This is a genomic window from Mesorhizobium sp. B2-8-9 (genome assembly GCF_006439475.1).
Lineage (GTDB): Bacteria > Pseudomonadota > Alphaproteobacteria > Rhizobiales > Rhizobiaceae > Mesorhizobium.
This window is the reverse complement of the sequence record NZ_VFTQ01000017.1, coordinates 117,538-134,745: the sequence shown is the minus strand read 5'-3', so window position 1 is coordinate 134,745 and position 17,208 is coordinate 117,538. Positions and strand designations below refer to the sequence as shown.

Annotated in this window: 19 protein-coding genes; 8 read left to right on the top strand and 11 right to left on the bottom strand. The window is 62.6% G+C overall.

Going from position 1 to position 17,208, the window contains the following annotated elements:
* Positions 1–163: 163 nt before the first annotated feature.
* A complete protein-coding gene (locus FJ423_RS20600) occupies positions 164–526 on the top strand; it encodes a response regulator (protein ID WP_140844443.1) in 363 nt (120 codons plus the stop codon).
* Between the two features lie 11 nt (positions 527–537).
* Here the strand turns inward: FJ423_RS20600 and FJ423_RS20595 are convergent, their stop codons facing one another.
* From FJ423_RS20595 to FJ423_RS20585, 3 genes are read right to left on the bottom strand one after another with little or no spacing between them, the layout of a single operon-like run.
* Positions 538–912, bottom strand: a complete 375-nt coding sequence (locus FJ423_RS20595) for a response regulator (protein WP_140844437.1) — start codon at positions 910–912, stop codon at positions 538–540.
* Positions 913–946: 34 nt separating this feature from the next.
* A complete protein-coding gene (locus FJ423_RS20590; protein WP_140844431.1) occupies positions 947–4,519 on the bottom strand; it encodes a CheR family methyltransferase in 3,573 nt (1,190 codons plus the stop codon).
* Positions 4,473–5,528: a chemotaxis protein CheB gene (locus FJ423_RS20585; protein WP_140844588.1), complete on the bottom strand. Its 1,056-nt coding sequence runs from the start codon at positions 5,526–5,528 to the stop codon at positions 4,473–4,475. The genes FJ423_RS20590 and FJ423_RS20585 overlap by 47 nt, the downstream gene beginning before the upstream one ends.
* 328 nt (positions 5,529–5,856) lie before the next feature.
* Here FJ423_RS20585 and FJ423_RS20580 point away from each other — a divergent pair, with 328 nt between their 5' ends.
* Positions 5,857–6,288: a hypothetical protein gene (locus FJ423_RS20580; protein ID WP_140844426.1), complete on the top strand. Its 432-nt coding sequence runs from the start codon at positions 5,857–5,859 to the stop codon at positions 6,286–6,288.
* 52 nt (positions 6,289–6,340) lie between these two features.
* Here the strand turns inward: FJ423_RS20580 and FJ423_RS20575 are convergent, their stop codons facing one another.
* Complete coding sequence (locus FJ423_RS20575; protein WP_246680207.1) at positions 6,341–6,916, bottom strand: response regulator; 576 nt, start codon at positions 6,914–6,916, stop codon at positions 6,341–6,343.
* A 265-nt stretch (positions 6,917–7,181) separates the two neighbouring features.
* On the opposite strand from FJ423_RS20575, the gene FJ423_RS20570 reads away from it, so the two are divergent.
* Together FJ423_RS20570 and FJ423_RS20565 are read left to right on the top strand one after the other, a co-directional pair.
* Complete coding sequence (locus FJ423_RS20570) at positions 7,182–7,418, top strand: hypothetical protein (protein WP_140844413.1); 237 nt, start codon at positions 7,182–7,184, stop codon at positions 7,416–7,418.
* Positions 7,388–7,990 (top strand): diguanylate cyclase, encoded by a 603-nt coding sequence (locus FJ423_RS20565; RefSeq protein ID WP_140844407.1) that lies wholly within the window; start codon positions 7,388–7,390, stop codon positions 7,988–7,990. Before FJ423_RS20570 ends, FJ423_RS20565 begins: the two co-directional genes overlap by 31 nt.
* A gap of 14 nt (positions 7,991–8,004) precedes the next feature.
* Here FJ423_RS20565 and FJ423_RS33625 read toward each other — a convergent pair whose 3' ends face one another.
* Positions 8,005–8,142 (bottom strand): hypothetical protein, encoded by a 138-nt coding sequence (locus tag FJ423_RS33625; RefSeq protein ID WP_181174857.1) that lies wholly within the window; start codon positions 8,140–8,142, stop codon positions 8,005–8,007.
* A 17-nt stretch (positions 8,143–8,159) separates the two neighbouring features.
* The gene (locus FJ423_RS20560; RefSeq protein WP_140833323.1) at positions 8,160–8,363 is read right to left on the bottom strand and encodes a DUF2934 domain-containing protein; all 204 of its coding nucleotides are present in this window, start codon (positions 8,361–8,363) and stop codon (positions 8,160–8,162) included.
* 149 nt (positions 8,364–8,512) lie between these two features.
* Between FJ423_RS20560 and FJ423_RS20555 the strand changes: the two genes are divergently transcribed.
* Positions 8,513–8,827, top strand: a complete 315-nt coding sequence (locus FJ423_RS20555; RefSeq protein WP_140844402.1) for a hypothetical protein — start codon at positions 8,513–8,515, stop codon at positions 8,825–8,827.
* A 616-nt stretch (positions 8,828–9,443) separates the two neighbouring features.
* Here the strand turns inward: FJ423_RS20555 and FJ423_RS34245 are convergent.
* Positions 9,444–9,614, bottom strand: a complete 171-nt coding sequence (locus FJ423_RS34245) for a hypothetical protein (protein ID WP_246680206.1) — start codon at positions 9,612–9,614, stop codon at positions 9,444–9,446.
* A 572-nt stretch (positions 9,615–10,186) separates the two neighbouring features.
* The gene (locus tag FJ423_RS20540; RefSeq protein ID WP_140844391.1) at positions 10,187–11,947 is read right to left on the bottom strand and encodes a thiamine pyrophosphate-dependent enzyme; all 1,761 of its coding nucleotides are present in this window, start codon (positions 11,945–11,947) and stop codon (positions 10,187–10,189) included.
* A 145-nt stretch (positions 11,948–12,092) separates the two neighbouring features.
* On the opposite strand from FJ423_RS20540, the gene FJ423_RS20535 reads away from it, so the two are divergent.
* Positions 12,093–12,989, top strand: coding sequence for an alpha/beta hydrolase (locus FJ423_RS20535; RefSeq protein WP_140844385.1), 897 nt, complete (start codon positions 12,093–12,095; stop codon positions 12,987–12,989).
* A gap of 907 nt (positions 12,990–13,896) precedes the next feature.
* On the top strand, positions 13,897–14,160 hold the full coding sequence (locus FJ423_RS20530) for a hypothetical protein (protein WP_095768848.1): 264 nt from the start codon (positions 13,897–13,899) through the stop codon (positions 14,158–14,160).
* 35 nt (positions 14,161–14,195) lie between these two features.
* Here the strand turns inward: FJ423_RS20530 and FJ423_RS20525 are convergent, their stop codons facing one another.
* The 3 genes from FJ423_RS20525 to FJ423_RS20515 are packed head-to-tail and all read right to left on the bottom strand — an operon-like array spanning position 14,196 to position 15,800.
* Complete coding sequence (locus FJ423_RS20525) at positions 14,196–14,408, bottom strand: hypothetical protein (RefSeq protein WP_140696544.1); 213 nt, start codon at positions 14,406–14,408, stop codon at positions 14,196–14,198.
* 49 nt (positions 14,409–14,457) lie between these two features.
* On the bottom strand, positions 14,458–15,057 hold the full coding sequence (locus FJ423_RS20520; RefSeq protein ID WP_140844380.1) for a hypothetical protein: 600 nt from the start codon (positions 15,055–15,057) through the stop codon (positions 14,458–14,460).
* A gap of 14 nt (positions 15,058–15,071) precedes the next feature.
* The gene (locus FJ423_RS20515; RefSeq protein ID WP_140844375.1) at positions 15,072–15,800 is read right to left on the bottom strand and encodes a DUF4142 domain-containing protein; all 729 of its coding nucleotides are present in this window, start codon (positions 15,798–15,800) and stop codon (positions 15,072–15,074) included.
* A gap of 436 nt (positions 15,801–16,236) precedes the next feature.
* Between FJ423_RS20515 and FJ423_RS20505 the strand changes: the two genes are divergently transcribed.
* The gene (locus tag FJ423_RS20505; RefSeq protein WP_140844363.1) at positions 16,237–17,151 is read left to right on the top strand and encodes a hypothetical protein; all 915 of its coding nucleotides are present in this window, start codon (positions 16,237–16,239) and stop codon (positions 17,149–17,151) included.
* Positions 17,152–17,208 lie beyond the last annotated feature (57 nt).

Genomic DNA, 17,208 nt, shown 5'->3' with positions numbered 1-17,208 from the left:
ATCCAGCTCAGCCGGAGCGAGGACGCAGGCTTGGACCAAGCCGGCCCGAATCCTATCGGCAGCCGCGCAGCCGTTTGCGGGCGAAACGTAGTGCGCTTCCCGGGCCGGCGGAGTACAACAAGCCGTTTGCCAGGAGGAGGTAAGCGTGCCAGAGGAGATCGTCATGCAAGCGCCCCTGGCACTGATCATTGAAGACGAATATCTGATCGCTTGCGACGTGGCGGATGGCTTAAAGGCGCTCGGTTACGAGGTGGCCTGCGTGGCCTCGGAACGGGCAGCCGCGACCTGGCTGGACGACAACCAGCCCGATCTCGCCATCATCGACATCCAATTGCTCGACGGCCAACGGGGAACCGCCGCCGCTCGCCTCAAGGAGGCGGGTGTGCCTTTCGTCGTGCATTCGGGCTACGATCCGGCGTTCCAGTCGCCAGTCTTCCATGGCGCGCCTTTTCTGCTGAAGCCTGCGCCGATCCGGCATCTGGTCGAGCTTGCGAGCCGGTTGGTAGGCGATCGCACCATGTCCTAGGCCAGGCTTTCTCAGTCCGGCGCATCGCTCTTGCGGAACCGCGACACCGCTTCGATCAACAGGTTGTAATCGACTGGCTTCGACAGCTTGGGCTTGTCGCGAAACCGGTCGGGAAAGACGGTGACGCTGTCGTAGCCGGTGAGGAAAATGAAAGGGACACCGCCGAGCGTGAGATGCTCGGCCAGGGGAAAGCTTTGCTCGCCTCGAAGATTCACATCCAGCACGGCTCCGTCCAGAGCAACGCCCTCGATTTGTGCAAGCGCCTGTCTGACCGTGGGTGCCGGGCCGATCACTGTGCATCCTGCTTGGGTCAACTGGTCGGTGAGGTCCTCCGCAAGCACAAATACGTCCTCGACCACAAGGACATTCAGGCCGGACAAGAGCATGTTGTGTCTACTCCTCATCGCTCAGCGGCAAATGTCAGCGACCTGTGCCTGACGCCAGCGGAATTTCTATGTCGCATTCCAGTCCGGAGCGTTCGAACCTCAGATCGACCTTCCCTCCCAGCTCGTACTCCAAACTTTGCTGGATGAAGCTCGTTCCGAAATTCCGCTTTGGCGGCTCTTCGACGACAGGTCCGTCGATTTCCCTCCAGCGGATTGACAGAATGCCCGGTTTGTCGGTGTTCCAGGCTACTTCGACGCGACCGTCCTCTGTCGATAGGGCTCCGTATTTCGCGGCATTGCTGGCAAGCTCGAAGAATACCATGCCGAGCGTCGCGGCCGCGCTCGCGCCCAGCTGCAAAGGGCTTCCGAGGATGATGATATTCTGGCGCTCCTTGCTGCTGTAAGGCGACAGGACTGCCCGCAGCAACTGCTCGAGATCGGCATCCGTCCAGTTGTAGGAAGACAGCACGTCGTGCGTTCGACCCATTGCCTGCAGCCGCTGCTGGAAGGACGTGAAAAAATCGCCCATCGAACTGGATGTGCGAACCATGCGGGACGTCAGCGCGGTGACCGTGGCCAGGATATTCTTCACGCGGTGCTGCAATTCGTGCAGCAGCCTTTCCTGGCTGCGCTCGGCCTCCTTGTGACTGGATATGTCGACCAGCGCCGCAATGGCGCCGCGGACCTTGCCCTTTTCGTCGAACAGCGGGTTGGCCGACATCATAACGTCGATTGCGGTACCGTCCTCATGCTGGATCCTCGCTTCATAGCCCGGAATTGCCCTGCCGGTGCGCATTGTCTTGAGCAGCGGCTGGTCATCGGTGCCTACCTTGGTTCCATTGAAAGTCAGCGGCAGGATCGCGGGCACGGATATCAGCTTGGTGCCGGTAGCGGGCCGACCCAACAGCTCCGCCGCGCGCCGGTTGGCGCGGATCTCCACGCCGGCGCCATCCTCGGCGATGAAGATGCCGATCGGCACGAGATCGAGCAGGGCTCCCAGGCTTTCGCCGCGGTTGCGCAGGTCATGCGAGAGCGCGCCGATCCTTTTCTCGGCCTGCGTGATCTGGGTGATGTCGACGAAGGTGACGACGACGCCCGCTATGATATTGTCGACTGTCCGGTAGGGCAGCACCCTCATGATATAGCTCTGGCCGTTGTCCATGCCCTCGACCTGCCGCTCGATCGTGCCAAGCCTTTGCAGCACCTGTTCCATGTCGGCCTGCAAGCCGTCGGCAGTGAAGCGCGGACGGACATGCGCCAGCGGCCGTCCGACATCGCTTTCCACCAGCCGGAACAGGTCGCGCGCGGTCGGCGTGAAGTTCTTGATGCAGAGGTCGCGGTCGAGGAAGATGGTGGCGATTTGCGTGCTTTCGAGCAGGTTCGCCATGTCGTTGTTGGCGCGGGTGAGCTCGTCGACGCGCAGACTGAGCTCGGCATTGACGGTGTGCAACTCCTCGTTGATCGACTGGAGCTCCTCTTTCGAGGTCTCCAATTCCTCGTTGGACGACTGCAGCTCCTCGTTGATCGAGGAAAGCTCCTCGTTCGAGGATTTCAGCTCCTCATTGGAGGATTCGAGCTCCTCCGTCGTGATCTGCAGACGCTCCTTGGTTTCCCTCAGCTCCCTTTCGAGCTGACTGACATTGGCGCTTTCGACATCGTCGGTTGTGTGGACGGCCTCGTCCTCGGCTTCCGGCTTGATCCCGCCGACATCCCGGAAGACCAGCATAAAGAGCGGGTCGGAAGAACCATCGCCCGGAAGCGGCTGCACAGCCAGGCTGATCGTCTGACGCCCGCCATTGGTGCCGATGCTGATCTTGTTCTGGACCGCCACCTGTCCGGTGCTTACGGCCTTGTGGAGCGCGGCCCTCAGATCCATGCGCAACCCGCGACGCGCCATGGAGAAGACGTTGTGGCTGGGGGCGCCGGCAGCGAGCTCCAGATATTTGCCCGTTCCGCCTGAGCTGTGCATCATCTCGCCGGCGGCATTCACGATCACATAGGCCGGCGAATAGCGCTCGACGAGCAAACGCTCCGCGGTTTCCTGCAGGGTTCCGGCCGTTGCCCGCCGGCGCGCACTTGGATCCGTCGATCTCGCCGCGGTAGCGAGCGGGAATTCCGGCAACCGATGTGCGGTGGCCCCGTTGCGCCTCTGGAAGATGCGGCTTGTCTTATCCACCGTCGAGAACAGCTGTGGATGGCGCGTGACGTTCTCCGAGGAACCGAGAAGAAGATAGCCATTGTTGCGCAATGCGTAGTGAAAGATCGGGACGATCTTTTCCTGCAGTTCCGGGCCCATGTAGATCAAAAGGTTGCGGCACGCGATCAGGTCGAGCTTCGAAAAGGGCGGATCGCGCAAGAGATTGTGCACCGAAAACAGGCAGATCTCCCGCAGGTCGGCGGAAATGCGGTACGTACCGTCCTCGCGCGAGAAGAACTCCTTCAGCCGCTTCGGCGTTATGTCCGGCGCGATCGTCGCCGAGTAGCGGCCGGCGCGCGCTACTTCCAGCGCGCGCTCGTCGATGTCGGTGGCGAAGATCTGTAAGTTGGGCGAGGCGGCGCCGCGCGGCGCGTTTTCTTTCAAGAGCATGGCGATCGAATAGGCCTCCTCGCCGGTGGCGCAGCCCGGCACCCATACCCTGATCGTCTCGCTGGGTTTGCGGTTCTCGAACAGCCGGGGAATGACCACACGCTCGAGAGCGTCGAAAGCCTGCGGGTCGCGGAAGAAGCTGGTGACGCCGATCAGCAGGTCCTGGAACAAAAGATCGACCTGCTGCGGGTCCTCGCGTAGCCGCTCGTAGAAGACGGTGGGATCGTCGATCTGCAGCACCAGCATGCGGCGCTGGATGCGCCGCAAAATGGTGTTGTCCTTATAGCCGCTGAAATCGTGGCCTGTGCGCGAGCGAAGCAGGGCGGCGATGCGGGAAAGCTGTTCGGTCACTTCGCGCTTGCGCCGGTCCCGCTCGGTCTCGGTGCGGCTCGCGTGGGTGAAATAGCTGACCAGCTTGCCGGCCATCTCATCCGCGGGAAGCACCATGTCGACCAGGCCGCTCTGGACGGCGCTGCGCATCATGCCGTCATATTCGGCGCTCTCTTGCGCAAGCGTCAGTCCGCCGCGCTCCTTGATGGCCCTCAAGCCGACAGTGCCGTCGCTGCCGGTTCCGGAAAGAATGATCCCGGCGGCGTTCTCGGCCTGCTCCTGCGCAAGCGAGATGAAGAAATCGTCGATCGGCGCCCGTCTGTCGCGCGCGGCCGCGATCTTGATCAAGTGAAAGTGCCGCTTTTCAATCCTCACCGAAACACCTGGCGGGATCACATAGATGTTGTCGGGTTTGACCTCGACGCTCTCGGCGACTGTTTGCGTTTCGATCGCGGTTGAGCGCTGGATGATGCTGGCAAGCGCGCTTTCATGCTCGGCGTCGAGATGCTGGATCACGACATAGGCGAAGCCGCTGTCGGCGGGCACTTCGGGAAAAAAGCTCCGCAATGCCGCGATGCCACCCGCCGATGCGCCGATGCCGACAATGGGGAAGGACGCCGGCTGTTTTTCGTCGTCGCGCGAACTAACCCTTGCCTTGTGAGTACTTGCCTTCCGCGCTGACTTCGCCATTGCCCCTTACCTGAACCCGCCTGCTTCCGAGGATGCGTTCGATCACAGCGGCATCCGCCTCATATTCCTTCGCCCGCCTGCCCATTTCGGCGGCGAGTCCGGAGCGGCGCTTCGCCCGCTCCCGCTCTGCCATACGCTTGGCAAACGCCGCCCGCTGCTGATGCGAGCGGAGCAGGCTCCACAGGATCTCTTCGGCCTCCACCGCCTGCATCTCCATCACCGCGTCGGTGGTGAAGGCATGCCCGGTATGGCACCGATAGCGCAGCATGTCACCGTCTTCGATCTCCCACAACGGCCCGTGACATTCCGGGCATGTAAACACCGACAATTCGCCAAGTCGATCCGCTTCTTGCATCGTCGAATGCTCCTGCGCGGCAATGGCCGCTTCCAATCTAACCGCCGGCGGGGGAGGAAAGGATTCTCCGGCCGGCTCGACCGCAAGTTTTGCCAGCAAAGGGCCGAGTTCGGCAGCGGGCAGGCAGTGGTCGACCTCGACATAGCGCAGCGCGCTTTCAATCATCCCCGGCACCACCGCGTCCTTGGGGTGCTGGACGACTGCCAGCCCGCCGACGGACTTGACGGCCCTCAACCCGGCGGTGCCGTCGGAAAGCGCACCCGACAGCAGAACCCCGATGACACTCGCGCCGTAGCTCAGCGCCGCCGAGCGGAACAAGGGGTCGACGGCCGGCCGGGCAAGATTCTCGCGCGGGCCGCGCCGCAGCATCATATGATCATCGTGAAGGAGAAGATGGAACCCGGGCGGCGCGACATAGACGCAGCCGGTCCTGAACTCTTCGCCGTTCCTTGCCGGCTGCGTTTCGAGCGTGCCCGCGCGGTCCAGGATCTCCGGCAGGCAGCTGACCTGGCCGATATGCAACACGACAAAGATAGCCGCCGGCAGATCGGCCGGAAGGTTGGCGACGATCTGCTTCAACGGCTCGATTCCGCCGGCCGACGCGCCGATGACGATGATGTTATGACGGTTGGATAGACCTCTGGAACGGGCCATTCCGCTACGAGCCTCCAAACTGGGCTGTAAGAAGTATTCCGTTGGGGTGACGGCGTCATCGCGGTTCAGCGACAGGTCAGATGTTTAACCCTGTAATCGGCACGAAGTTCCAATCGCTGCCGGCCCAGGCTCGTCGCGAAAGATGGCGGGAACATAGGGGATGACTGGCAGTTGGGGTTTGCTTCAGACGCCATGCCAGGCGTTTGTCGAAGATCGGTGGGCAACACCTGATCGGTCTGCGCCTGTCCCTTGCAAGCGCGGGCTTCAGGCCCGGCAGGCCTGCCGCGCCGCTGTACAGATGTCGCCGCCAAAACCACAGGAGACAGCAATGAAGCATCAGACCTCATATGAACTTCAATCGGTGGCAGTCGTCGACCGGCTTGGATTGATCCCCCTTGCCACGAGAACGCAGCGGATCGAGCGGTGGGCGGAACTGCTGGAGCGCAATCCGCTTCGGTGTCTCTCCGCACTGACCGGCACCGAATATGTCGATCCCGAGGTTCGCGAAAAGGTGCGGGCGGACGGATCGCCGCTCGCGGTTGCTTTCGATGATCCGTTGCTGCGCGCGGCCGGTTTGCAGTCCGACACCTACGGCGAGGCCAAGCGCTTTTTCGAATTGTCCGATTGGCAATTGCATGATGTCGTGTGCAGCTGCCATACCGGCGCGACGATGCAGGCCAGCTGGGCTGCCGCGCGGGTCCGTCGGATCGTAAAAGGCAACCGGATCATTGCCTGGCTCAGAAGCCGCCTGACGCATTGAGGATGCTGGTCGCCAGGCGAGCGCAGGTCGCCGGCGGCTCGGCTGCCTCCGATTAGTGCAGCAGACAAGCTCCGCGCAGCCGCGCTATCTTGCGCATGATGGTGTTCAGCCAGTCGGCGATCGATGACCCGGCGGGCCTTTTGTCGATATCTTCAAGCGCCTGTTCCAAAGTGTGCTCGACAAGGCGGTCGGAAGCGCCGGCATCGTCCAGCAGCAGACGCGCGGTGAGCCGGAGCTTGGGGAGCAGCGCAACGACGTCCTCCGCCGCGGGCGCCGGCTGCGCGACGGTCACCGGCTCCGCAAAGGGTTCCGGCGGGAACAGCGCATCGACCACGACGGCGCCGTTCGACGACTTGCTCAGGCTGCTCGCGAAACGCAAACGCTCGGGGATGGCGATCTCGTCATAACCGCTGAAGAAGACGAAGGGCACGTTGCGCCGCATCAATTCGTCCGCGACCGGGAAGACGAGGCGACCATGCAGGTTGACATCCAGAATCGCTGCGTCCGCCGCTTTTGCATGTCGCCCGGCCTGCTCCACTGTCGCTGCCGGCCCGAGAATGATGGCGCCCATCCCAGCGAAGAAGTTCGCCAGATCGCTGGCCAGCAGCCACTCGTCCTCCGCGATCAAGAGGTGAAGTCCCCTGAGGTTTCGCACACGAAGCTCCTTAGTTCATATTCTGAAATTCACGTTTTGACGTTGGTGATCTCAGTCACGGGGCATGTCGCGTCGCAACCGACGCGTGTATTCATGAGGTCGCAGGAAAGCCAACTGGTAGAACGCGGCGATGGGTGAACCGTTCCGGCGGTTCGCTGCGCCGGATCTGACAGCTCTGGAACCATTCCGCCGGCCGGCGGTTCGACACCAGGCGGGAGTCGGCCGGGAACGATGACCCATGACGCCGCAGGGCGAAGCTTCCAGGGAAGACAGCGAGCGCCAAGATACCGACCGTATCCGCGACCTTGCGGAAAGAACGAGAATTCCAAGCGGGTTGGCGCTGGCGCTGATCCTGAAATACGGCAACGAGCCGAACGTGCTCGATCGCGAGGCTGCAAAGTTCAGGCGCGACGCGAAGAACGGCGGCAGACAGGGAGCTGCGGCGTGCTGGCCGATCCCATGGTCCTCATCCTGATGTACTTCATCCTGCCGGTCTGGCTGGTTGCGGGCTTTGCCGACTGGCTCTGCCATCGCGCCACCCACATCGAATCGACGACCGGTGCGAAGGAATCGCTCATTCACTTGCTGATGTTCGCCGAGGTTGGAATCCCGCTGCTTGCGGCAATGTTCCTGGAGGTGAACGCCCTGGTCATCGCCGTGATGATCGTCACCTTCTTCATTCACGAAGCGACGGCGATATGGGACGTGCGCTATGCGACCACGGCTCGCACGGTGAGCCCCGTCGAGCAGCACGTGCACAGCTTTCTGGAAATGATTCCGCTGATGGGGCTGGTCATCGTGGTGGCGCTGCATTGGGGCCAATTCCTGGCGCTGTTCGGCGCCGGAACGGAAAGGGCTCGCTTCGACTTGACCTGGAAAGAACAGCAACTGCCGGTGATATACATTGCCGCCGTGATGATCGTGATCGTGCTGTTCGAGCTGCTGCCCTATGTGGAGGAGTTCTTCAGAGGCCTGCGCGCCAACTCAGGCCGGCTGGTGCCTGACAAGGCGAGGCGGCATGAGCCCGGCGACACGGCGACGCGCTGAGGCTGGCTGTCCTCTCAGCCATTCTGGTCGATAGCGTGCGGCGAGGGCTGCTGGGCGCCGCCGCTCGGGCGCCCGCCGTTTTGGTCAGCCCAGACCCAAACGGCGACCAGAACGATCACCAGAATGCCGAGCGCAATTAGGATACGACGCATCTCCGGGCCGCCGTGCTTCAGCCGCCTGGCCGGTTGGCGGCCGGATCAGAGCCGGCGCCAACTGCGGGATCGGGCGCCACCGGACCGCGCTCGACTTCCGAACCTTCCGACTCGATCTCCTGCACGGCTTGATCCCAGTGTTCCTGCTGGCGGCCCTGAGGGCGGCCCTCACGCTCCCAGATCTCATGGGCGCGTTGCCTGATGCGTTCTTCCCTGTCCATGCCTGGCTCCTCTCGCACGGCTGAACTGCATTGTCTGCGCCTAATCGGATGCCTGGGGGTTTGTTCCACCGGACTTGAAACGGACTGCCCAGCTGTTGGAACGCCGCTCTCGCGCCGGTGTTATCTTTCATCCAACCGGAGATAGAGTCATGAAGAACAGTCAGAACCGTCGCGAGACCGGCGCCACGAAATATCCCGCCAATACCGATCCCGATCCGAGCGACGAATTTTCCCAAGACGCCGCCGGCAATGAAAGGCCCCATGTCGATCCGGGCCTCAGCCGCAAGCAGGGCGAGGTCGAGGACAAGACCCGTCAATCTGAGGGCCGCAATCCGCCGCGACAGCCGACGCCAAGCGCGGCGACGGAAAAGAGCTCAGGGGCCGGTCCCGCTGTCGCGGAGCATTCCAAGGACGCCAAGGCGCCCAGGAGCGGCCGTCAGCCCGGCGCCTATGTAAAGGAATGAACGGCGGCGCGCCCCCTGGAACATAGCTTTGAATTCTAGGTTCGGTAGCAATCGTCTCCGCCGGTTCCGGCATCGAGGCGGCGAGTAGCCAGGCTCCGAGACCATCCGGTTGCTGTAAAACGGCGGACCGACGATGAACAGAAAAGCCCCGAGCATACATTTCCGGAAACGAGCGGGCGCGATGACATGTCGCCCGCCTGTTCAGCGCCGAACGAAGGCTTGGCTGGTTTTGCCGGCAAGCCTCTTGGCAGGTTCTCTTTGTGCCCCGGCATCGGCGCACCAGGCGCCGGCGGGCTGGCAGTACGATCCTTCCTGCTGCGCCGGAGTGGATTGCTATCAGGCTCCACCTTCGGACGTGAAAGAGACGAAATACGGCTACCAACTCTCGACCGGCGAGCTGATCCCCTACAGCGACCACCGCATCAAGCGATCACGTGACGAATATTTTCACGAGTGCAAGCCCGGGGGCGACACCAGTTCCCAGCACTCCTTCTGCCTTTATGTTCCGGACCGCGGGATGTGAGGCGCAGCGGTTAGATCCAAAATCGTGACCAAGGAGGCCCGTCCTCGACACAGGCGGACCTTCTCGGCGTGCGAAAGCTACAGGCGCGAACGGCTACTTGTTGCAATTCTGCATGTTGGATGTGGTGTTGCCGCTAGCGGTATTGTTGTCGATATCGTTGCCAGCCGCGTCCTTGCACCGGTCGCCCATGCCGCCGGACGGGTTTGTGGTCGTGCTGTTTGTGGCGTTTGGATCGACCGTGCCGCCCTTGCCGTTGTTGTTCATGCCGTTGGTTCCGGTCGTGGTGCCTGTTCCAGACCCGCTGCCACTGGTTCCAGAGCCGCTGGATTGGGCCATTGCGGATGTAGCCAGGACAATTGCAACAGCCGAAGCCGAGAGAAGTCTAATCATGGGGAAGTCTCCTGTTTGATCGCCCGATTGCGATATGTCTCAAACAAGAAATCCCTGTCGATGTTCCAGACTGGCAGGTGCTATTCCATAACTTCTTGTCGATTACACCTGAAACCAACAATGCTGCCATATCCAATGCGCGTCATAGAACAACTAGGCTTATTTGTTGTTCGAATTTTCTGCCTCGGGTCGATCCCGGCCGCGATGTTGGAGTCGTTTCACATCGCCTTCGACCGTGTCCCGCCATGGCTCCTTGATAGTGCCCTTAGAGGTGCCGATCCCGGGATCGTTCCATATCAGCGTCGCTCGGATTTTTTGGATTTCGGGCGCAGGTTCCCCCTCCGCATCGCCGCCAGGATTCCCCGCTCATGGGTGCCGCCGCCGCCGAGATGAACATCGACCATTCGACGGCGCTGGCGGGAAAGGTCGAGTGTCAGAATTCCCGCCTATTCGCCGGCCTCCATCATCGTCTTGGCTGGCTCCTGTGCGACGTTTTCCTCGATCTGGTCGCGGCCCGGAGTCCGAGGCAGCGCCTTGCGGAAGTTCTTGGCGTAATCGGGCGGCATTTTCGGCGGCATCATCGGCTCATAGGCGTCGACGAGCGCTTCTATGATCACCGGCCCGCTGGCGGCGAAAGCCTGGTCGAGCACGCGCTCGACCTCCTCCGCCCGCTCGATGCTGAAACCTTTTCCACCCATCGCCTCGGCGGCCTTGGCAAAATCGATCGGCTGCAGCTCGCAGCCGAATTGGGGATTGCCTAGGAACATCATCTGCTCCCAGGCGATCTGGTTCAGCATGTTGTTCTTGATGACCAGGAGTTTCAGCGGAATGCCATAGCGCACGGCCGTCGAAAACTCGCCCAGTTGCATGGCGAGCCCGCCATCGCCGACGATCGCCGCGATAGGGCGGCCGGGAAAGGCTATGCCGGCGGCGATCGCATAGCTGAGACCGCAGGACATGGAGGCAAGCGCACCGGAAACGCTAAAGGCTTGCCCCGCGCGGAGATCGACATGACGGGCGGCAAGCTCGGTGTTCTGGCCGGAATCGGTGGCCAGAATCGCATTCTCCGCAAGACGTTCGCCGAAGGCGCGCGCGACGCGTTGTGGCTTGAGAGGATGAGCCAAGTCGTCTTCGGACTGGCGCATCATCTCGCGCCATTTGCGCATCGAGCTTTGCGCCGTCGCCAGGAACCCGCCGTCAGCTTTCTGCTTCAGCCGCTTGTTGAGGGCGCGCAAGGTCTCCGCCGCATCGCCGACCAGACCGGCTTCGACCGGAAAGCGCAGGCCGATGCGCTGCGCATCGCAATCGATCTGGACGCCACGCGCCTTGCCCGGCCGGGGGTAGTACTCGATGTAGGGGAAGGTCGAGCCGACGATGAGCACGGCGTCGCATGTTTCCATCGCCTCCTGCGATGGCAAGGTGCCCAGAATGCCAATGCCGCCAGTGGTGTAAGGGTGGTCGTCCGGCAGCACCGCCTTGCCCAGCAGCGCCTTGACGACCGGCGCCTGCAACAGCCGCGCCGATTCTTCAAGCTCGGCCGCCGCGCCGATCGCTCCGCGCCCCGCAAGGATCGCCACGCGCGCTGCGTCGTTGAGAATGGCCGCGGCCTTGTCCAACTCCCCGTCTTGCGCGACGCAGTGAGGAGCGAACATGCCCTGCGGCGTGTGCGCCGGCCGGTTGCGCTTGGATCGCTTGGCCGCGTCGGCGGGCTGTTCCTGGATATCGCTGGCGATTGAAAGATGGGCGACGCCCTTGCGGGCGAGCGCGGTGCGGCAGGCGAGGCTGGCCACGTTCTCCATATGCGCCGCGTCCGAGACCTGGACGTTGTAGACGCTGACGTCGTTGAAGACGCGGGTGAGATCGACATCCTGTTGCGTGAATGTCTCGATCAGGTCATGGAACTGCATGCCGGTAATTGCCAGCACCGGCGCCTGGTCGAGCTTGGCGTCGTAGAGGCCGGTGAGAAGGTGAGTACCGCCGGGCCCCGACGTTGCGAGGCACACGCCGAGCTTGCCTGTCCATTTGGCGTAGGCGCAAGCCATGAACGCGGCCGATTCCTCATGCCGCACCTGGACGAAGGATATCCTGTCCCGGTTTTTGCGCAGCGCCTCCATGACGCCATTGATGCCGTCGCCGGGCAGGCCGAACACGACTTCGACGTTCCAGGCAATCAGGGTGTCGACGAGGATTTCGGCTGCGTTGGGCATGGCGAGGCTCCGCTGTTGGCTTCCGAACCGGCAAGACCACGGTTGGTTCCCTCGTCGGATCGGGCCGGGCCGGCGGTCACAAGGAACAAACCTGATTGCAAGGGGTTGTGGCGGCCATTGCCATGTGCTGCTCTGAGGAGGATCTGTGGACGAGCCTGTTTTCTGCGACACGCCGCTGCTGCGGGTCGCCTATGTGAGCGGCGGATCCGAGGACGGAGCGCCTGTGCTGCTCCTTCATGGCTGGCCCGATGATGCAACCACGTTTGCGGACGTGTCGCCATTTCTTCACGCCGCGGGCTTTCGCACCTTCGCGCCATGGCTGCGGGGGTTTGGAGGAACCGTGTTCCACTCCGGCGAAACGATGCGCTCAGGCGAGATCGCCGCCATGGCGCAGGACGCGCTCGACTTTGCCGATGCCATCGGGCTCGTACGGTTCGCGGTTGTCGGCCACGACTGGGGGGCGCGCATCGCCTACCTGCTCGCCTCCGTCTTTCCGCAGAGGATAAGATGCTGCGCGGCGCTTTCGCTGGGATGGCAACCCGGCTCGCTTCCGACGCCGCCTTTGGAGCAGACGAGGGCCTTCTGGTACCAGTGGTTCATGGCGACCGAGCGTGGCGAGCAGTTCGTGCGACAGCACGGCCACTCCTTCGCGCGATTCCAGTGGGGCAGCTGGAGCCCGCCAGGCTGGTTTGACGACGCGCTGTTTGAACGTGTGGCGAAGTCCTTCAAAAATCCGGACTGGCCGGATGTGACGCTGCATTCCTATCGCGTGCGCTGGGGGGAGGCGGATCCCGATCCGCGCTACGCTGAACTCGCGCGCAAGCAGGTTGAGGCGGAGGTCATCTCGGTGCCGACACTGGTCCTTCATGGCGATGACGACCGCGTCGTTCTGCCGGATTCGTCCGAAGGCAAGGAGGAATATTTCTCGGCAAGCTACGAACGTGAGCTTCTGCCGGGCGTCGGCCACTTTCCGACCCGCGAGGCGCCTGAGCAGACCCGAGAGGCGCTGGAGAGCTTCCTGACAAGCTTCGGCAGGCAATAGGCTGCGCCGACGATATTCGGGACAACTGCGCCCGAGAGGAAAGCTCGTCGGTCCAGCAGACTGGCGGGACAGGAACCTTTTTCCTGTCAGTGGGTTAGTGGGGCAGGCATTAACCCATGTTAGGGGAACGGCCGTGACACGCAAGGCTCGTCAAGTGCTCAGATCTGGGGAGGAATCCTCCAAGATCACGACGCCGGAGCGTGAGATGAGCGTCGCGTTGGAGGCGCTGAGATGTGAGAATGCACCGTCTCGAATGTTGGCACTGGCGCGTAAGCTCGACGCCGCGATAGCGTTGCGAACGCGCAAAGCCCGCCCGAATTGATTGTCGACCGGGACGTTCCGATCGCAACGATGCGGAACGATCATGGCCGGGAGTTGTTCGTCTCCAAACCATGAGGCGATCGGATGAAAGGCATAATTCAAAGCTTGATTGCCGAGTTCCTGCCGCGATGGTGGCGCCGAAAATCTCGCGCCCCGGCACCGAGGCAAGCGCCGGTTCGTGCGTTCTCGCGGCTAAAATCGGACAGTTCCCAAGCGACCGGGGCAGGGGAAGAATCGGATGAAGGTCCAAGATAGCCAAGCCAGGGCATGCCCGCTCCGCCGGCTGAAACATTCATCCCGATTGCCGTTCGGCAACATCATTTCAGCGGGCGCGAGGCGACCAGTACCCGACGCGCTAGAAACGTGAAACTTTCTCCGGAACATTTCTGTCGCCTGCCGGTTCGAAAGCCGATCGCCCTCCCTCTAGCGATCCAGGGTCCCATCAGGCCCATGGCCCGTTGCCGCATGCAGGCAGCGGGCCTTCTTCGTCTGGATCGCCGCGTGGCTCCCGAACCGGACGCAAGGGGAACAAGCGGGATATCTTCGGGTTCCTCTGAGAGCGGGAACTGTCAACTAGGAGGCCGCAATGAGCGAGGCTATGACGACCTCAAATCACGAAGTGATCCGAGCTTGGATCGAGGCGCGCGAGGGCAGGCCTGCCGTCGTCGCCGGGGCGGGGAAGGGCGCTATCCTGCGGGTCGATTTCGGCGCAGGCGACGAAGATCTGAGACCGATCGAATGGGAAGACTTCTTCAAAGTGCTGGACGACGACAATTTGGCGTTCGTCCACCAGGACATGACCGCGGAGGGTACCATCAGCCGCTTCAACAAATTCATCGCGCGCGAGTAGGCCTCCAGGAAAGAGCGGATATCGCGTTCGAACTGTCACTGAACCCCCGGCATCTTGCTGGCATCCTGTGGATTCTTCGTGATGCCGGCGGCCGGCGAGGTATCCTGCGGCGCGTTCCCGCCCTGGTTTTGCTCGGGCGTCCGTTTGACGGGCGCTGTTTGCCAGCCTGTGCCGACATAGACGAAGGCCCAATAACAGAGCACCAGGACCACCGCAGCCAATATCAGTGGCAGAAGCACCCGTCTCATGTCGAACTCCTGGCTGGCTTTGCGTCTGTTGTGGCCGCCGACGGCGAGGTTAGGTCGCCCTTCGGCGCGCCGCTTCCCGCTCGACATCCTCAGCCGAGTAATCGCCGGCAGCCGGATCGAAGGCTGCCCACCCGTCCGCTTCATATTCGCCGCGGCGGTCGGCGATGTTGACCGACGCGGAGCTGTGAAGGACTTCCCGGGCTTCCGAAGCGAGGTCGTCCTCGACGCGAGCTGTCACCAGCGTGCCGCCGCGGCGGACGCCTTCGGCATAGACATGCGCGTCTTCCTCCGGCACGCCGGCATCGGTCAGGCTGCCGATAATGCCGCCGGCCGCGCCGCCCACAATCGCTCCGGCGACGGCGCCCGCGGCTGTCGACGCCAGCCAGCCGGCCGCGACGACCGGCCCGACGCCAGGTATCGCCATGGCGCCCAGGCCTGTTGCCAAGCCTCCGGCGCCGCCCACGACCGCGCCGATACCGGCGCCGCTGGCGGCATCCTCGGCGGCCGGGGATTGCGTGTTTCGATACCAGCCGCGGGCATTGTTGGCCATGATGCTGATGTCGGATGACGGGACGCCAATGGATTCCAGCTCGCCTACCGCGTCAGCGGCGTCGTCATAGTCGTCGAACAGCGCGGTGATCGTTTGCATGTCGGTTCTCCTGTCTATTGTTGGCCGGCGAAGACGTTGCCCTGATAGTCGAGTGCAACGGAGGTGCCCTTGCCGTCCTTCGTCGCCTGGCCACGCCAGATGCCCTGCTCGTCCTTGGCGAGCGCTGACACGTCCGCATAGCCGGCATCCTGGATGCGCTTCTTCGCCTGCGCCTCGGTGAAGCTGTTTGCGCCGGGAACCGGAGCGGGTGGGTTGGGTGTCGATGCCGATTTGACCGCCGGCATGCTCGCGCTGGCGCGGGCGATCTTCTCGATCATGTCCTGATGCATTTTCAGTGTCGGCAGGGTTTCCGCCGCGAAAGATTTGAGCGCGGGATTGTCTCCGTCCTTGGCGTAGGCCTCGAACAGGCCGACCGCGTCCGCATGTGCCTTGCGCTGCATCTCCACGTAAGGCTGATCCAGCGAGGCCGTCGTGCTCTGCAACCGTTCCAGATCGCTCTTATGCTCCGCATCGGATCCCGTCGGTACCTGCAATTTCTGCTCGGCGGCGATCTTCTGCAGTTTGGCGTTCGCCGCGCCGTGGTCGGTGATCATCCGCTTGGCGAAATCCTTGATCTGCTGATCCTTCGCATTGTCTTGCGCGATCTTGCTGGAATCCACTTCGAACATCCCGCCGATGGCAGCCTTGTCGACGAAGGTCTGCGCGTCGTCGGCCGCGAAGGCCGGAAGGGCAAGCATCAACGCGACGGCCGTCGATGGAACGAGCAACATACGCAAGCTCATGGCTGAAGGCTCCTTGCTGTTTGATCGGGCCCGAACCGCTATTCCCGGCCTTTGTTCCGCGACAGACTTGTGGCGTTTCAAAAGGCCAAAATGGAATCCGCCAGCTCTGGCCGGGCGGGTTTCTGATCGGTCGACCATGGCGAAGCCCGGTCAGCGGGCAAGAGAGGAGCCGGTGAATTCGTCGATGAGGATCGGCCCTTTTTCACAACGGAGACGGGCCTTTGCTTCAATCAAGCGCTCGGAGTCGAGGCGAAACCGGCCTTTGTCTCAGAGCTCTGCTCGCGGGTGGAACGAAAGCCGAATCCGGGAATTACCTACAAGCACTGAAGATTACTTGCAGGAGGAACAAATGGGACGAGGTATTCTACTCTGGCTGCTCGGCGTTCCGATTCCGATCATTATCCTTTTGATGCTTTTCGCGCGGTAGGAGCGGGCAATGACCAATGCCTTTTCCGCGGTCGACGAAGCCGCGGTCGAAACATCTTCGTCTGCCGTCAATTGGGGACCCATCGTGGCGGGCGCTTTCGCCGCGGCCACTCTGACGCTCGTCCTCATGCTCGTCGGTTCCGGGCTTGGTCTGACGATGATGTCGCCCTGGGGCGGCGCTTCGCTGACGACTTTCGCCGTGTCGACCGCGGTCTGGCTGGTCATAGTGCAATGGCTGTCATCCGCGCTTGGCGGCTATGTTGCCGGACGGCTTCGCACCAAGTGGGTCAACGTTCATACCGATGAGGTGTATTTCCGCGATACCGCTCACGGGTTCCTGGCCTGGGCGCTTGCCACCTTGCTGGTGGCCACCGTCCTTGGTACGGCGATCTCGGGAATTGTCGGCACTGGCGCCCAGGCGACGACCGGCTTGTTGAGCGGCGCCGCAGCCGGTGCAGCTTCGCAGGCCTCGTCGGCGCAGTCGCCATCCGCCAATGATTTGGCTGGATATTTCGTCGACGCGTTGTTCCGGCCGGCCGATAACGCAGCCGCTGCACCACCACCGGCCGGCACGCCTCAGAACAATGCCGATGCCGCTGGGCAGGCAACACGCATACTGGCAATCAGCGCTGCGAACGGCGAAATGAGCGCGAATGACAAGGCATATCTTGCCCGCCTGGTGGCATCGCGGACGGGCCTGCCACAAGCCGATGCGCAGAAGCGGGTGGACGAGGTCCTCGCCAGCGTCGAGGAAGCCAAGAACAAAGCCAAGGCGGCCGCCGACAAGGCCCGCAAGGCAAGCGCCACCACTGCTCTGGTTGGTGCATTGTCGCTGGTGATCGGCGCCTTCATCGCGGCCGTTGCGGGAGTGCTTGGCGGCCGGCAAAGGGACGAGGACGAGGCTCGCTTTTTGAGAAGCAGCTGACGGGTCATCGCGCCTAATCTCGAAAGGGCGGCAACCATGTCTCCGACGGCCTGTGGT

What these genes read in the sequence shown, in the direction of transcription:
- FJ423_RS20600 (WP_140844443.1), top strand. Translation starts at nt 164, where the DNA reads ATGCAAGCGCCCCTGGCACTGATCATTGAAGACGAATATCTGATCGCT.
- FJ423_RS20595 (WP_140844437.1), bottom strand. Translation starts at nt 912, where the DNA reads ATGCTCTTGTCCGGCCTGAATGTCCTTGTGGTCGAGGACGTATTTGTG.
- FJ423_RS20590 (WP_140844431.1), bottom strand. Translation starts at nt 4,519, where the DNA reads ATGGCGAAGTCAGCGCGGAAGGCAAGTACTCACAAGGCAAGGGTTAGT.
- FJ423_RS20585 (WP_140844588.1), bottom strand. Translation starts at nt 5,528, where the DNA reads ATGGCCCGTTCCAGAGGTCTATCCAACCGTCATAACATCATCGTCATC.
- FJ423_RS20580 (WP_140844426.1), top strand. Translation starts at nt 5,857, where the DNA reads ATGAAGCATCAGACCTCATATGAACTTCAATCGGTGGCAGTCGTCGAC.
- FJ423_RS20570 (WP_140844413.1), top strand. Translation starts at nt 7,182, where the DNA reads ATGACGCCGCAGGGCGAAGCTTCCAGGGAAGACAGCGAGCGCCAAGAT.
- FJ423_RS33625 (WP_181174857.1), bottom strand. Translation starts at nt 8,142, where the DNA reads ATGCGTCGTATCCTAATTGCGCTCGGCATTCTGGTGATCGTTCTGGTC.
- FJ423_RS20560 (WP_140833323.1), bottom strand. Translation starts at nt 8,363, where the DNA reads ATGGACAGGGAAGAACGCATCAGGCAACGCGCCCATGAGATCTGGGAG.
- FJ423_RS20555 (WP_140844402.1), top strand. Translation starts at nt 8,513, where the DNA reads ATGAAGAACAGTCAGAACCGTCGCGAGACCGGCGCCACGAAATATCCC.
- FJ423_RS34245 (WP_246680206.1), bottom strand. Translation starts at nt 9,614, where the DNA reads ATGAACAACAACGGCAAGGGCGGCACGGTCGATCCAAACGCCACAAAC.
- FJ423_RS20540 (WP_140844391.1), bottom strand. Translation starts at nt 11,947, where the DNA reads ATGCCCAACGCAGCCGAAATCCTCGTCGACACCCTGATTGCCTGGAAC.
- FJ423_RS20530 (WP_095768848.1), top strand. Translation starts at nt 13,897, where the DNA reads ATGAGCGAGGCTATGACGACCTCAAATCACGAAGTGATCCGAGCTTGG.
- FJ423_RS20525 (WP_140696544.1), bottom strand. Translation starts at nt 14,408, where the DNA reads ATGAGACGGGTGCTTCTGCCACTGATATTGGCTGCGGTGGTCCTGGTG.
- FJ423_RS20520 (WP_140844380.1), bottom strand. Translation starts at nt 15,057, where the DNA reads ATGCAAACGATCACCGCGCTGTTCGACGACTATGACGACGCCGCTGAC.
- FJ423_RS20515 (WP_140844375.1), bottom strand. Translation starts at nt 15,800, where the DNA reads ATGAGCTTGCGTATGTTGCTCGTTCCATCGACGGCCGTCGCGTTGATG.
- FJ423_RS20505 (WP_140844363.1), top strand. Translation starts at nt 16,237, where the DNA reads ATGACCAATGCCTTTTCCGCGGTCGACGAAGCCGCGGTCGAAACATCT.